General features: G+C 57.1%; 6 protein-coding genes. All 6 read right to left on the reverse strand.

What is annotated here, in order from left to right:
- Positions 1–101: 101 nt before the first annotated feature.
- Positions 102–1970, reverse strand: coding sequence for a RagB/SusD family nutrient uptake outer membrane protein (locus PKOR_RS23080; RefSeq protein WP_052739067.1), 1869 nt, complete (start codon positions 1968–1970; stop codon positions 102–104).
- A 12-nt stretch (positions 1971–1982) separates the two neighbouring features.
- Complete coding sequence (locus PKOR_RS23085) at positions 1983–5168, reverse strand: SusC/RagA family TonB-linked outer membrane protein (RefSeq protein WP_052739068.1); 3186 nt, start codon at positions 5166–5168, stop codon at positions 1983–1985.
- A gap of 509 nt (positions 5169–5677) precedes the next feature.
- Complete coding sequence (locus PKOR_RS23090; RefSeq protein ID WP_046313782.1) at positions 5678–8527, reverse strand: glycosyl hydrolase; 2850 nt, start codon at positions 8525–8527, stop codon at positions 5678–5680.
- A gap of 19 nt (positions 8528–8546) precedes the next feature.
- A complete protein-coding gene (gene rhaM / locus PKOR_RS23095; protein ID WP_046313785.1) occupies positions 8547–8858 on the reverse strand; it encodes an L-rhamnose mutarotase in 312 nt (103 codons plus the stop codon).
- A gap of 51 nt (positions 8859–8909) precedes the next feature.
- Positions 8910–11831 carry a glycoside hydrolase family 2 protein gene (locus tag PKOR_RS23100; protein WP_084694897.1) on the reverse strand — a complete coding sequence of 974 codons (2922 nt, stop codon included), beginning with the start codon at positions 11829–11831 and terminating at the stop codon, positions 8910–8912.
- Between the two features lie 6 nt (positions 11832–11837).
- Positions 11838–15569: a DUF4450 domain-containing protein gene (locus PKOR_RS23105; protein ID WP_158453821.1), complete on the reverse strand. Its 3732-nt coding sequence runs from the start codon at positions 15567–15569 to the stop codon at positions 11838–11840.
- Positions 15570–15626 lie beyond the last annotated feature (57 nt).

The following is a 15626-nucleotide window of genomic DNA, read 5'->3' on the forward strand; positions in this document are numbered from 1 at the left end:
TAAAGGTTCGTGCTGAGCAAACTATCCTGTTGTGTCCGGTGGTGATGCTGGCCATACACAGAAGGCCTGGTTGTGCCAGGCCTTCTGTAATAATCCTTCCTTTAGTATCCGGGGTTCTGCTCTGCCGCTTTTGCATCCGGTGTTAGGGGCGCTCCGTCGCGGTAGATCCTGTCCAGGTGGGACTGCGGAATCGGGCGCAGCTTATGGTAATCCTGAATGTTGACGGCATCCTGGTTAAAGTGACGTGCCCTGTCGATGAGCAACTCAGTACGCACCAAATCCTCCCACCGGTGAAATTCCCCGGACAGCTCACGGGCACGCTCGTTGAGCATAAAATGTATGAACCGCTGTTCTGTGGAGGAAGCTGTAGGCGGGTACAGCTCCCCTGGGTCAGATAACACGTCATCGGTGACCATGATAGCCTCATAGGTGCTGCTTTGGTCGCCCTTGGCTCCACCCTCTACCTGCCAGTATTGTGCTGGCTTCTGCTCTCCGGCTTTATAAGCCGCACGCTGGCGCAGCACATTTACCAGTTCAAAGGCTTTGGCCAGGTTCCCCATCCTGCCGTAGGCTTCCGCTGCAATAAGGTAGGTTTCGCCAAGCCGGGCATACACGCCGTCCCGGGAGCCCTTCCGTTCGTTGATGTCTGGCCTCAAGGGATCCAGGTGTTTGAGGAGCGTCGGAAACTTGCCCCGTGAGAAGCCCTGCTGCAGGTTACCGGAGGCATCGGTATAATAGCGCGCATACACCTTGTACGGAGTCCTGTTGATTTCCTCCTGCGTCAGTGCTGTCTCTGGCGTGTTCACCACCAGGTAAACAGCCGTGTCTCCTACCTCATACTTTGGCTGGCCCACCAAGTCCTGCGAAGGCGCGTACTGCGAGGTCCAGGAAGGAATGCTGGCGGCATTGTTGCTGATGTAGGCCAGCTTAAAGCTCTTGTAAAAGCGGGAGTCGTTTTTCCGGTCAAATACATCGAGGGTATAGTCGGTTGGTTTGACCCTGCGGTAGGGACGCCCGTTGAGCACATCGCGCTTCATGCCGGGCTCATTGTCATAGTACATGATAAAGTAGAGGTGGGTCCAGTTACCCCTGGCTCCTTGCTGGATCGGGTCGGAGTTGAACTGCGTTGAAAAGACCGTCTCTACGCTCTGCCTGTTGTTGATGTCCCACAGGTCGGCAAAGTCCTGCTCCAACTGGTACACCCCGGAGTTGATCACCGACTCGGCATAGTAGGCCGCACTGTCCATGTCCGTGGGTTTCTGGCCGCGCTCATCCTCCACGGCGCTGCCCCTGGTCAGGTATACTTTGGCCAGGTAGTGCTCGGCGGCTCCTTTGGTGGCCCTGCCATAATCGCTCTGGTTGAGCGGCAGGTGCTCTGCCGCAAACCGCAGGTCGTTGATGATTGCCTCATACACGGCAGGCACCGGGGTTCGGGTAAACTCCAGCTTTACGCCCTCGCTTGGCTCGAGTAGTAAGGGAACGGCGCCAAACTGCTGCACCAAACCAAAGTAGTAAAAGCCCCTGAGAAAGCGCAGCTCCGCTATCCGTTGGTTCTTGCCCTCCTCGGTACGGTAAAGGCCGGTGCCCTCTATGCCCGGAATAAGTTTGATGCCCAGGTTGCAGCGGTTGATCCCGTCGTACCAGTCGGTCCACATCTGGTTGACAGTACCCTCAGAGGAGTTCAGGTCCGAGTTGTAGACATTGTAGCGGTACTCGGAGGGCTGGTCGCCGTGGGTGTAGGTATCTACGCCGTAGTTGAAAAACATAAACGAAGAGCCGCGCTCATACTTGATGCGGGTTTTCTCATAGGCGGCCCGCACCAGGTCTTCCATGCCTGCCTGGGTGGTGTAATGGTCATAGGTCAGGGTGGCGACCTGCGTTTCTTCCAGGTAATCCTCACAGGAGCCCAGGGTCATCAGCATGAGGAGGCAAGCGCCGAGCTTTTTTATGTTGTGTGTATTTCTTTTCATGGTGGTTCTGGCTTAAAGGGTTATTCTGGTTCCGAAAACAAAGCTCTTGGCGCTGAGGTTGTCCCCTCCGTTGGCTCCTTCCGGGTCCAGGAGGTTGAAGTCCGTGAACAGGAAAGGATTCACCGCATTAAAGTACAGGTTGATCGTCTTGGCCTTTACCTTGGAGACCAGGTTCGTGGGCAAAGTATAGGACAAGGCGATGTTGCGGATCTTCACAAAGGAGGCATCCTGGTACATGAGCGCGGAGTAATACTCCGGGAACTCCTGGTTAAACCGCGGCTGTGGGTACTCGTTGCTCGGGTTTTGGGGCGTCCAGTAGTTCACGTCCAGGTTCGGGAAGCGGCCCGAGAGCGAGGCCAGCGTGGCGCGGTAGTGGTTGGCACTGGCCATCTGCCCGATCCTGGCATACACCAGCACCGACAGCTTCAGGCCCTTGTAAGAGAAGGTGTTGTTGATGCTGCCCGACCAGTCCGGCACGGTGGAGCCCAGGTAGACGTAATCGTCTGCGTTGAACTTGTTGTCTCCGTTCGTATCGGCCACCCGGATCATGCCTGGCTGCAGGGTGTTGGCCCCATTTTCGCGGTAACGGGTCAATACCTCCACATCTTCCGGGGTGTCTTGCCAGATACCGTCAAACTGGTAGTCGTAGTACACGTTCACGGGTTTGCCGATAAACCAGCGGTTGCCGACATCGTCGTTGGCCCCACCGTACAGCTCGGTAATCTCTTCCTTGTTTTTAAAGTACACGATGTCTGTGCTCCAGGCAAAGTTCCCTGCCTCCACGTTGATTGTGGACAAAGAGGCCTCTATGCCGGAGTTTCTGGTGGCCCCCACGTTTGCCCACACGTTGTCAAACCCGGAGGCAGTCGGGATGGCACGCTCCATCAAGAGGTCTGTTGTGTTCATGCGGTATACTTCCACGGTTCCCTGGATCCGGCCCTGCAGGATGCCAAAATCAAGCCCCAGGTTTGCCTGCCGCGTTTTCTCCCAGCCCAGGCCCGGCGTGGGGATCGTAGCCGGCCGGTAACCGAAAGCGGCATCATCCCCCCAGGAGTAAGGCGTGCGCCCCAAGGTGCCCGTCGTCGCATAGGGGCCAACAGCTGAGTTGCCCGTCAGGCCATAGCTGTAGCGCAGCTTCAGCTGGTTAAACATGCTGACGTTCTGCATAAAGGGCTCTTCCAGGATCTTCCACCCTAGCGCAACGGACGGGAAGAAGCCCCATTTATTGCCGGGGGCCAGTACCGAGGAGCCGTCATACCTGCCGGTCAGGGTTACGAGGTAGCGGTCTTTGAAACTGTAGTTCGCCCTTCCCATAAAGGACATGAGCTTGACCAAACTATAGTTGCTTCCAAACCCGTTGGGCGAGCCGATGTTGGTAGACCCGATGTTATAGAATAATTGGCTGTCGTAGGGCAGGTCGATGGCTGACACGCCGATCGATTCGTACCGGTCGTTCTGTATACTTTGCAGCAAGGTTAGCCCGATGGTGTGGTCTTTGAGCTTTTTATCATAGAACAAGAGGTTTTCCAGCACATAAGAGAAGCGCTGCTCCTGGCTGTTGTTCGCATAAGACGTGCCGCCCTGGCGTTCGGAAGACTCCGAGGCCTGGAACACGCCGGTACGCCGGTGCCGGAAGTCGGGGCCGAAGTTCACGCGGTACTTGAGGGCATCTGAGAACTTCAGCTCTCCATAAAAGCTACCGAAATAGCGCGTTGTCCGGCGCTCATTCACGATGGCCTCCGGGTCGAGCACGGGGTTTACGATGTTGATGTCCCCGCCAGGCAGGAGAATAAAGTTGCCGTCGGCATCGTAGGGCACCGCGATCGGGATCTGGTCCACCGCCTTGCCGTACATGTTCACGCCATAGTTCTGCTCGCTCAGGCTCACGTTATTGGAGCCCCCGACCGTGATAAAGTTGTTCACCTTGTAGTCAAGGCTCAGCCGGGCATTGTAGCGGGTATAGTCCTGCCCTAGCTGTATGCCCTCCTGGTCCAGGTAGCCACCTGAGAACAGAACCCTGACCTTCTCATTGCCTCCGCTGATGCTCACCTCATGATTCTGCGTCACGGCAGTACGGAGCGCCATGTCCTGCCAGTTGGTGGTGCGCACATTTGATCCGTTGTAGATAGGAATCTCGTCTACCCCATAAAGTGCTTTCTCCTCGGGTGTGGTGGGGCGCATGGCCGGAACCTTATTCTCCAGGTCCACCCACTCGTAGCCCATTGCCACAGACTCCCACATATTCGGGTCCTGGTTAAAGATCTTGAAGTCATCCGCCGGGTTGGGGTAAAGCGTGGAGTAGCCGTCGATGGCCCGGTTGGCCTCCCGCCTGAATTCGGCAAACTCACCGCCGTCAAACATGTCCAGCTTCCGGAGCGGGCTATCAAAGCTTACGTATCCATGGTAAGAAACATCGGTAACACCCTGGCGGCCTCTTTTCGTCGTGATCAGCACCACCCCGTTGGCTCCTCTGGCTCCATAAATAGCCGTGGACGAGGCATCCTTCAGGATTTCGATGGAAGCGATATCCTGCGGGTTAAAGTCGTTGATGCTGCTGCCCTGGGCAAGCGGAATACCATCGACCACATACAGCGGCTCGTTCGAGGCCAGCAGCGAGCGGTTGCCCCGGATCCGGATGGAGGGCATCTCTCCTGGCCGGTAGGTGCCCTGCGCGATGTCCACGCCAGCGGCACGCCCCTGCAAGGCCTGCGTGGCGTTCTGCACGGGCACCTCCTGAATTTGCTCTTCGGTAACGGATGACAGGGCCCCGGTTACATCGCTTTTGTTTTGGGTGCCATAGCCCACCACCACCACCTCTTTCAGCGCCTTGTTGTCCGGCTGGAGCGTCACGCTGACGGAGGCCCTGTTGTTGAGCGCGACCTCCTGTGCCACGTACCCGACGTAGGAGAAGACCAGCGTGGCGTTCCTGTCCGGGACTGTCAGGGCAAAGCTGCCGTCCACATTAGTTGCCGTGCCGATGGTGGTACCCTTGACCAGCACCGTCACCCCGGGCAGAGGCTCTCCATTCTCCCCGGTCACGCGGCCAGAGACAGTTTCCTTTGCCTCAGCCTGGGGCAGGAGCATGGACGAATGCCATGTGGCTGCTGGTCCTGCTTTCGCCTGCCCCTTGCCGGGCACCACCCCTAACAGGGGTAAGGTCAGCAACATGTACCATACGTGTAGTTTTTCCCTTTTCATAACGATAGATGATTTGCTTAGAACAGATTTCGATTATGTCGATCTGTCTAAAGCTATCACATCTACCTTCGGGAATTATCCTGCTGCATCCTGCTGAGCCACAGCGACGTTCACACTTGCCAGGCGCTTTACCAGCCACCTTCTCTTTCGCTTATGGATAGTGCATCGAAACGAACGCTTCAGCGGTTTGAGTGGCAAGGTGTCCTAAGGCCTGGGATGAAAAGGGCATGGTGGGAGTCGTGCGACGATCACGCATTTTTCATTCCAGGCATAGCTGGTGTTGGAAAGGATGTGACAAAGCCCTTCAGGCAGGCAAGGTCCTGTTAACTGTCACTGTGAGACTGGCGAGCAGACGCAATAGCCACACCTTAGGTAGCATGATGGCACTCCCAGCTCCTTTGTTGTGGATCATCATAGCGGTAAAAGAGGCAATAAGACAAGCGTAAACCCTCTTGAGGCTTTATTCCCTGCAGTCCCTCTGTCTCCAAGGGAACTGCAGAGAGTGAAGCTTAGAGATTCCTCCCCAGCCCTGCGGTTGTGCTGTGTGGCGTAATCGTCACCGGCCCCAGCAGACCGGAAGGCATGGGCTGCCAGCCGGAGGCATCGAATGGCTTATAGTTGATGTTCACAAAGTTGATTTCATGGTAGTTGCGCCACGAAATGCCTTTGCGGTCCATGTCGCGGATGCGGTTGGCCATCAGGTTGGCCACCTCTATTTTCAGGGTGTTGCGGCCCGGCTTCAGGTGTGCACCTATCCTTGCCCGGAACGGGATGCCCCACAGCAAGCCTACTTCCTGCCCGTTCACCCATACCCGCGCGCTCTCGTGCACCTGGCCCAGGTCCAGTACGTACTCGGCAGCCTTTCTGGAAGGCAGCTCAAAGGTCACAGTATAGGCTCCGCTTCCGGAAAAAGCGGTGGCTTTAGGGTCAGGCAGCGCAGTCCAGGACACCAGTTCTGTTAACTTTTGCGCGGCCGGGAGCTCGGGGCCTCCTTCTGTAAAGCGCAGTGTCCACTCGCCCTGCACGGCTATCGGCGCCCCGGCTTTTTCCAGGTAAGCCCATGCAGTGGCCACAGGTGCTTTAGCATTTGTAGAGGCCCAAAGGATGAGCGCCTCTCCCGGCTGCAACTGAACACGCACCTGCGTTCTGTCATGCCCTGTTGTAAAGGCGGCCAGGCCTGCCTGGGTGCTCTGCGGGTCCATGATGGTGACCGAGCTGGCTTTCATGTTCAGGGGAATAACCTGGTCGATTGCCTTGGCTGTATGGTTGACCAGGTAGTAATACTTGCCGCCTTCAGTTTGCCGACGGATAAACTTAAGCCCTGTATCGGTTAGGGCCTCGCGGTGGATATTGGCAAAGGCCAGCGCGCGCTGCACATCCTTTGCCAACAGGACCTGCCCCTTTCCTGTTGCAGCTTGCTTGATCCCATCGCCCCTGTCTGTAAACTGCAGCGACCGCGTTAGTTGCTGCAGCTTTTCCTTTTTGGGTTCCAGCTGGCTCAGGCCCGGCACATCGCTTGGCAACTCCTCCAGCACCACCGTGGCTCCTTCCCGGGCCAGCCGCAAGGCATGTTCCAGGGTAGCGGGCGGCATAAAGTCTGTTTGCGGGATCACCAGCACCTGGTAAGGAGCCGCTGCAGGCGATGTGCTGATCCTGCCCCCTTGGCCTTTCGCCCCGCTTAACAAGGCGTCCGAGACAAAATCCAGCGAGTAGCCCTGCCCGGTCAGCTGCTTGACCTGCTCGTAGAAAGGCGTCGGGTGCAGCCACTTGTCGATGCCGTGCACTGTCAGCATGCGCAGCCTCCCCTCTGCATCGTTCCACACATCGTGCACCGGCCAGTAAACGAGCACTTCGTTATCAGATTTCCCGGTCTGCAGGATGGATTGGCAGCGGGCGATGTAATTATTGATGCCGCTGAAGTGCGGCCAGAGGCTGTTGGCAGGCGTCAGGTTAAGCGAGGCGTAGAACAGCCAGCCCGGCCAGGGCACATCCTCCGGCGAGTAGGTCACGCCGTGGTAGAAGACATGGTTTACGCCAGCCAAAAACACCTGCTCCACCTCCGGCTTCATCTGTGAAAAGGACGTTTTAAAGTGCTCTCCGAGCCAGGTAAAGGTCTCGCAGGAGGTAAGCTTTTTGCCCGTGACGTGCGCCGCCGAAGAGCCAAACTTGAGCATGATCGGGTCCGGGTCCACGTTTCGGATGTCGGCGCTGTCGCGGCGCAGCCCGGGGATGGGGAAATAGCTGGAGCCAAAGGTCTCCACTTCGGGAATATCCACAGCAGCGTACAAATCGAGCAAATTACCCGGGGAGCCGTGGGCCTGGTTTTTGGTGATGCTGCCCTGCCCGTGCGCCCACCCAGACCAGCGCCTGGTGAAGTTCTCGAGGAGCATTTCGCTCATGGTCTGCCGGTAATCCGCTTTGAGGCGGGCCACGGTTTCAGACGCTTCCTCGCTCAGCAATTCCCGCAGGTAGCGGCGCAGGTCATAGCCTCTGCGCGTTTCGAACTCGTTGAAAAAGTCAGCCGACCAGTCCGCCCCGTATACTTCGTAGCTATCGTTGTAGAAGGCCCTTACGCCATGCTTGTCTCCGTTAAAGGCCTTTTGGAAGCGGGCAAAGTATACGTCGGCGGCATCCCCGGAAAGGTGGTCCAGGGTATAGCCCACGCCGCCTGGAGCCGCCCGTTTTACCTTCTGCCGCGTCTTGCCGTTAAAGGCAGCGTAAATCGTCCAGTCGCCTGCGGCAGGTCGCCAGTTCAGCTTTCCTTCCGCGTTTACCTTGTCTAACAGGTTGAGAATTTTCCCCTCATCACTATAAGCCGTTAAGGCTAAAAGCGCCGGCTCCAGGTCGCCTTGCTTGGGGTCCTGTACTTCCAGCTCTTCCTGTAGTTGTTGCCCGCCTTTCAAGGTATAGGTTTGTACGAGGAGCTTGGAGGCCGCATACGCGGGCGTGACCTGCGGACCACCATAAGGCCAGCCGGTCCCCTGGGTCATGTCCACGCCCATTCCTGATTCACCCGCTTTCTTCACCGTAAAATCGAGCATGTGCATCCACTCAGGCGAGAGAAAATCGATGTAGCGACTCTCATAGCCTTTCGCGCCATAGATTGGCGCAATCTCAACGCCGCCCAGGCCCACCGAGGCATACGCTTCGAGCAAGCGGCTGATGTTTTGCTCGTCCACGGCGCTCCCCATCCACCACCAGCGCGTCCAGGGGCGGTGCTCTTTTTGCAGGGCCGGCCATACTTGCTCTTGCTGGTGGGGGGCCTCCACAGCCTGGGACGTGGCTTGCGGCTGGCTACAGTTAGTTAAGATCAGGGCGCAAAGTGCAAGCGCGGTGAGAAGTTTGTAGGTATGGATCATAGGTCGGGGTGCTAGAATTCTACGCTAAATAAAACACTTTTTGCAAGGGCACCGTGACGGGTGTCTTGTCCGAATGCGTTTCCATGATATCGGCCATGAAGGCCCACCACTTCTGCACAATTTCTGTTTTTCCCAGCTCCTGACAGGAGGTACCGCTCCGTTTCTGCACGGCAAACAAGGTGCTTGTCTCCGGATCCTGGAAAATGGCATAATCGCTGATGCCGGCACTTTTCAGCGCTTGCGCCAGCTCAGGCCAGATCGCCTGGTGCCGCTTTTGGTACTCCTCCTCAAAGCCCGGCTTGAGCTTCATTTTAAAAACCACTTGTTGCATGGGTATCTTGCTTATACTTGCCTGATGATGTCCTTACATTACTAATTTTTATCAAAACAGCTCATCCACTACCGGCCTTACATACTGCTCTTCCTGGCTCTCCTGTGGTTTAGGCAGGCCGAAATAGAAGTATAGCGTCCGCTTGGTGGGGCCGTTTACTTTGTTCAGTTCACTGGTTGGCCCAAGTACAGGCGTGTTGGCATTGATGTTCAGTGCCAGCTTGGTGCCGATAGGGGGAATCCTGTCGAGGAGCGAAAAGTTGCCCTTGGGCAGCGCTGGATGCGGGCGATCCCCGGACAGGCCATAGAAATCAAAGAGGCGCACAAACAAGTCCTCCTCTTTGCTGGCCACGGTAAATTTGCCCTCCACTGTGCTGAGCTGCAGCCAGGTAATATCGGAGAAGTAGCCCTTAAACTCCGGGAAAATCCAAGGAGCGCTGCCGGTTTGGGTGTTGTTGTAGAGGTTTTCCCACACGTTGTAGTAGCCGCCCATCATCCTGTTTTTCCAGACGCGGAACGGCCCGTTGCCCAGCCACTTGGCGCTCAGCACAAAGCTTTCCGGGTAAGTAAAGCTGATGCCCGTGAAAGGATACTCCCCCTGCAAAGTATAGGTATACTCCAAACTGAGCCAACCACTGCCGAACATTTTCCACTTAGCATACTGCAGCTCGCCGCTGTAGCGCACCTCCACCACCTGGCCGTCCGCTTCGCCATACTGCCGGATGCTTTGCACGGCAGCTTCCCCGGCAACAAGCACAGGACCGTCCTTGAAAGAAAGCTTCCCGCTGGCCGCGTTGTGCACTTCCGCGATTTGGCCGGTGCGCTTGTCTAGCTTGACGGTCACCTGCCCACCTGTCAGGGTGATGAGCGTGTCCTCTTCCATTGCCTTGAAAGTTGCCGTATCGGTAAAGCGCAGCACCTGTTGCAGCAAGGCCTCATTCGGCTTTACTTGCCACGACCACTTGTAGACCTGTTTTTCAAAGGGGTCATAGGCCGTGAGCAACAGCGCATCATAGTTTCGCCAGTCTTTGGGCAGGTCTAGCTTCAGGGTTCCTTTTTTACCGGGCGCGATGCCTGGGGAGCTGGCCCTGCCTGTTGCCGCAAGGGTATAGCCTGTGAACTGATCCTCCGGCTTTTTATACTTGACCAGCTCCCACTCAAACCGGCAGTCTTTCAGGTTGGTGAAATGGTAGCGGTTCTCGAGCGGCAGTTCGCCTTTGAAAGTGGCTGTAAGCTCCTGCTGCGCAATTTTTACGGGGGAGAAAATGGCCCGTACAGCGTAAAAGCTTCCCTCCTTCTCGCGGTGCGGCCCCACCAGCCCGTCCGGCGCGTTCACGCCGTTCACGTCTATCCTCCCGTTAAAGTCCGTTCGCACGAGCCCCTCATCTGAGAAAGCCCACAGAAAGCCGCCCCCTGACCGAGGGGAGTTCCAATGCAGCTCCCACAGATCGGCCAATCCGGCTCCGCCACCGCCATCGTCCTGGCTGTGCAGAAACTCGGTGGGCATGTAGATATTGCCTTCCTGCAGGATTTTTTGCGTGCTGTAATAATCTTCGTAGTGGTTGCAGTCGATGCCGTTGAAGGCATTGCCCGGGCGGTGGTGGGCGTGGATGACAGGGCGCCCGGAAAGGTCATACTTGCCGAAATCATCGTCAAGCGCTTTGTTGTGTCCGCCTTCGTTGCCGTTGCTCCAGAAAATAACCGAGGGGTGGTTCGCATCCCGCATCACCATCTCCCGCACCAGCTTACGGCCCGCCTCGGTGCTGTAGGCGTTCTGCCAGCCTGCCAGCTCATCCAGTACATAAAGGCCCAGCGAATCGCACAGCTCCAGGAAGCGTTTGTCGGGCGGGTAATGCGCCATGCGCACAGCATTCATGTTCATCTGTTTCATCAGCCGGATGTCGAGCAAATGCACCGCATCGCTCAGGGTGCGCCCGCTCTCTGGCCACCAGCTGTGCCGGTTCACGCCCTTCATTTTCACCTTCGTGCCGTTCACGTAGATGCCCTCGCCCTTCCGGATCTCCACCGTTCGGAACCCAAACTTTTCGGAGGTACGGTATACTTCCCGCGACCCGTCCTGCAAGAAAACTTGCACGGTGTAGAGGTTGGGGGTTTCAGAGGTCCACTGCCCGGGCTTTTTCACCTTTGTTTGCAGCTGCACGAGCGTGTCTGCTGGGCTTGCCGAGGCTGTGGCGCTTGCCACTATCTTTCCGCTGGCATCCTGAATGCGGGCCACTAGATTGAGTTTCCGCTGGATGCCGCGCAGGTGCACGTTCATGGCGAAAGCGCCGTCCGCTTTCGCGTCAATGGCCGTCCAGGTGATGTGCTCCCGGGGGACTGCCTCCAGGTATACCGGCCGGAAAATGCCGCCGAAGATCCAGTAGTCCGCCAAACGCTCAGCGTTGTTGACTGACTTGTCCGCCGACATTTTGCTCACCGTTACCTCCAAGAGGTTTGGCTTACTGAACTGCAGCTTACCCGTGATGTTATACTTAAAGCGGTAGAAAGCCCCCTGGTGCGTCGGCCCCGCCAGCTGCCCGTTTACCTTGACTTCGGCATCGGTCATCGCCCCCTCAAACACCAGGTATACTTCCTTCTCCTGCCAGGTGGCCGGGACCTGGAACCGGTGTTTGTAGAGGCCTTGCTCATCGGCGAAGCGGAAGTTCTTGCCGTAGGTTTTGTAGTCGCGGCCGTAGTTGTAGGTGCCAAAGCCTTGCTGCTCCCAACAGGAAGGCACCTCGATTGTTGTCCAGTAGCCACTTTTTCGGCCTTTCGTGCAGAAAAAATCCCAAGTTTTGGTGTGGTCCTTATCAGTGCCGGAGAGGTACTGGATTTCCTTCGATTGAGCAGGAGCCTGGCCTATACCCAAGAGCTGCAGCACGAGCAAAAAAGCAAGGCACCGCCTGACAGAAAACCTGCTTTCACTTTCCAGGCGCTTGCCGCCTGCCGTTCTGTCTTTCTTGTGCTTTATCATCCTTGCTTAGCGGTTACTGTCCCCTGTTTTAAAGGTCAGGCTTTGCGCATCCCGCAACAGTGTCACCCCCATCAGCCCGATGACCACATCATTAGCCAGCGCCCGCACCTGCAGCGATTGGAGCTGTTTTTCCGGGTTGAGCGGCAGGTCCAGCACGGTTGCCGCGCCGCCGGGGATGTAGCTGTTGTAGGCAAAGCCTTTGATGTCGGAGTAGGCAAAGTCCTGCAGCACCTCCCCTGTCTTCAGGTGGACCCGGATCGGCTTGGGTTTGGCGATGCGGAAGGAGTAGTCGTTCAGGTAGTAATCCTGCTCAATCGGCCACCAGGTCTCCGGGTTGCGCAGCACCAGCCTCTCCTCAGAACCATCGGTATACTGCACCAACACTTCTCCATTATCGAAGCGCGACTGCATCGGGTTGGTGGAGCCTGCCATTAAAAAATAGACGTGGCTGGCGCTGCCCTCCAGGGGCACCGAAACTTCCTGCGGGTAGTTATCCCACTGGCTCGTAAAGATGATGTTATTCCCGCTGCCGGGACCCGTTGTGCTGAAAGCAAGGCCATTGCCTAAGTCCAGCTTGCCCTCCGCACCCGCTTTGGCACGCAGGCCAGCGTCGTCTATCTCCGCTGTCACGAAGGGATAGCACCAGTTGCCTATGCCCTGCAAAGGCAACTGCAGCGTTGCCGAGCTTGGCCGTGGCGAGGCGTACCTGTTCCTGAAAATCTGCGTTACCTTATCATTGTAGTGACCGGCAAGGTCCACGGCCTCCAAAGTCTTTCCCTTGGCTTTTTCCGGAAGCGGCAGGTTCCAACTTGTGATGTCTTCTGAGGCGATCAAGCCCTCTCTCGTGCTTACCTCGACTCTATTCGTACCCAACAAAAGGTGCGCTGCCGGAATGGTGACAGGGGCAGACGCGCTGTAAGGCGCCACCCGCAGGTCTACCTTCTTAGTGTAGTCGCCGGTTCTGATGGTTACGCTTCTCTCGAAATCAGTAGAAGTATTATTCTGAAGTACAAATTTAACCTGATCATCAGCTTGGTCATGGCGTGCAAGAATTTGGAAGGGTTTTCGGATCTCTACATCGATGGGCTGCCACCAGCTCAGGTCGCCCTGCCTGACTTTGGCAAAGAAGGTATGGTGTCCTTCCTGGCCTGCCACCTTGACTTTTGCTTGGCTCCCGCTCCTCAAGGAGCTCAGGACAATGTTTTGCGGGTCTTTCCATTCGAGCAGTTCCAGCTTTCCGAAATCGATGCTTTGCTCCGCCTCTTGGGCCGCTACGGCGCTATAGGTTGGCTTTGCCAGCTCCTCTCCTTTCCAGGTGATCACCACTTCATACGTTTCGGCCAACTCGGGCGCGATGCTTATTTGCGGTTTGCCAACGGCATTGGTATAGTTCGTCCACTTTACCTCTTTGCCGTTAACCCGCACGGAGGCCACTTCTGCACGCAGGGCTGCTGCCCTGAATTTTAGTTTTAGCTTCTTGCCCAGCCTTGGGGTGATGCGGTAGGTTTCCTGGCTATCCTCCCGGCGGAAATCATAGCTGATGTCCGGTGTTTCGAGGGAGGCAAAGTTCCAGTCCGAAGGCAGGCCCGGGCGCACGAGCAACTCGCCAGCCAACATGTCGGGCACGAGGCCGAACATCCCCTCCACCAAAGCGCGGGAACTGATGCCGATGCCATCGGCAAAATCGCGGTAAAGCTCGCCGCGGTAGTGGTCGTAGTAGGAAAGCTGCTGCAAATTACCCGGGCTCGAACCCATGTACATGCTTTCCATCAGCGCGCTGCGCAGCAACCTGTTTCCTTTTTCCGTGTTGCCAGCCTGCCAGTAAGCCAGCGCCGTATGCGCCACCTCGGCCAGGGCCACGTTGTTTACCGACCAGGTATAAGGCATCCAGCTGGTGGTGGTCAGGGTAACCAGGTCCTCATTGGGCAGGTGCGTGTTTCGGATAGGAATGTGCGGGATTTGCGTGTCCACGTAGCGCAGCATCTGGTAGGCCTGAAACGGGTCAGGCACCTCCGAATCGAGGGTATGGTAGACTGTCCAGAGGGCAGCCGAGGTATGCAATCCTTTTCGCCCCAGCAAGTCCTTGTACTCGGCGTACCAGCCTTTGCCCGGCATCCACATGTTGGCCTCTAGCGCACTTTTGATTTTTGCCGCTTCCTCCTGGAAGGGCTCCGGGTCTTTGCCGATGAGGCTGGCCAGCCTGGCTGCCGTTTTGTTTGAGAAGTAATGGTAGGCAGAAGAGTGCGTGACGCCGCCCCCGCTGTACTGCACCGCATCGCTTGCCCAGAAGCTGGCATAGGCGTCGTAGAGCCCGTCATCATCAGTATCAAAGTTTCGCTTTTCCCAAGCCAGGTGGCGCTCCAGCATCGGCCAGGCCTCTTTGATGTAGGCCGTGTCGCCTGTCCACAGGAAGTGGCGCAAAAGCTCGTCGATGAACACCATGTTCATGTCGTAGTGGTGCGCCACTTTTTTGCTGCCGGGGTTGCGGGAGATATAGCCGTTGGTGTAGAGCGAGATGCCCAGCTCTTCTGTCTGCCGGGCCCAGTTACGCTCTTCGTCGGGCACCACGGGCCCGCTTGCCGGGGAGGTAACCTGCGCCTCGCTGTAGCCCCGGAAATGCGTGCGCGCCCGCTCGTGCCAGCCCAGCGCATCGGCCACATAAGCGCCGCGCCAGCCGTTGAGCGGCATACGCCAGGCAATGGCCCCATGCACATAGCTCTTGCCATCCCAGATCGCGTCTGCGGCAATGCTTAAGGCGCCCCCGAGGGTATTCAGGTAAGGGTCTGGTGTGTGGAGCTTCACCTGGCTAGCTACTTTTTTTCGCGCCGCCTCCGCCTCCGCAAAGGCCTGGGGTAGCTCCTGATAGGTCTTCAGTTCAGCGCTGTGGCCGTTCTGCAGGCCAAAGTATACTTTCTGGCTTCCTGAGAGGCGCTCGCTTCCTACCACCAGGGGAAGCGCTGCGCCAGCCGAGGCCAGCAAGGAATTTGGTGCGTCCTGCTTTTGCGCATCGCCTGTTTTCAAGGATGAGCCTGGAGAAACAACGCCGTAGATCTGGGCTGCTTTGTTTTTCTCCTTATAGTCTAAGCGAAAGGTATTGTCACGCAGGGTGATCGTATTGCCCTGGCAATGCTCCGGGTGCAGGTAAAAGCCTTCCTCGGGATCTGCCCCAATGTCGCCATCGCGGGAGGGCCGGTGCCCGCTGGCTCCCCCGTAGGCCCAGATAAGCTCAAAATCCGGCGTCCCCGGTGTTTTCTCCAGCGATACCAGCATGCCTTCCGCGTCGGCCATGGCCATCACCTGTATGTGCAGTTGCCCCTGGTCCAGCAGCGGGTCCTTGATCTCGTAAAGCATGGTGCCTGGGCGGTAAATAGCCTTGATGTAATCCGCCTCGATGAGCCACTTGCTTCCTTTCTCCGTCGCGATGCCTAGCTTGAGGTTACCGCCTTTCCGCGGCATGTACATCAGGAACTCCGGCAGGTCGCCGGCCTCTACCCGAAATCCGGAGTTGGTGCCGTACAGCGCCCTGTTAAAGCGCCTTGCACCGTTCTCGATCACAAAGTCGCCGCCCTGAGGTTTGTACCGAAGCGGGCGCTCCATACTTAGTTTATCCTTTGTTACGGCAGCCTCCGGGGCAAGCGTTTCGGCCGCAAATGAAGGCGTGCCTTTTGTAGAAGTATACTGGGACTGACAGGACGCCAGCAAGATAAAAATTGTACAGAGCTGTTTACAGTTGACCATGCGCTTCATCGCTTCCTTCATGCATCTCTTCAACCCCTACCTGCCTTGCCCCTGTCA

It is taken from the genome of Pontibacter korlensis, assembly GCF_000973725.1.
GTDB lineage: Bacteria > Bacteroidota > Bacteroidia > Cytophagales > Hymenobacteraceae > Pontibacter > Pontibacter korlensis.

Bases quoted from the DNA above. Each gene is read 5' to 3' on its own strand.
- rhaM (WP_046313785.1), bottom strand. From the start codon at position 8,858: ATGCAACAAGTGGTTTTTAAAATGAAGCTCAAGCCGGGCTTTGAGGAG.
- PKOR_RS23085 (WP_052739068.1), bottom strand. From the start codon at position 5,168: ATGAAAAGGGAAAAACTACACGTATGGTACATGTTGCTGACCTTACCC.
- PKOR_RS23105 (WP_158453821.1), bottom strand. From the start codon at position 15,569: ATGGTCAACTGTAAACAGCTCTGTACAATTTTTATCTTGCTGGCGTCC.
- PKOR_RS23080 (WP_052739067.1), bottom strand. From the start codon at position 1,970: ATGAAAAGAAATACACACAACATAAAAAAGCTCGGCGCTTGCCTCCTC.
- PKOR_RS23090 (WP_046313782.1), bottom strand. From the start codon at position 8,527: ATGATCCATACCTACAAACTTCTCACCGCGCTTGCACTTTGCGCCCTG.
- PKOR_RS23100 (WP_084694897.1), bottom strand. From the start codon at position 11,831: ATGATAAAGCACAAGAAAGACAGAACGGCAGGCGGCAAGCGCCTGGAA.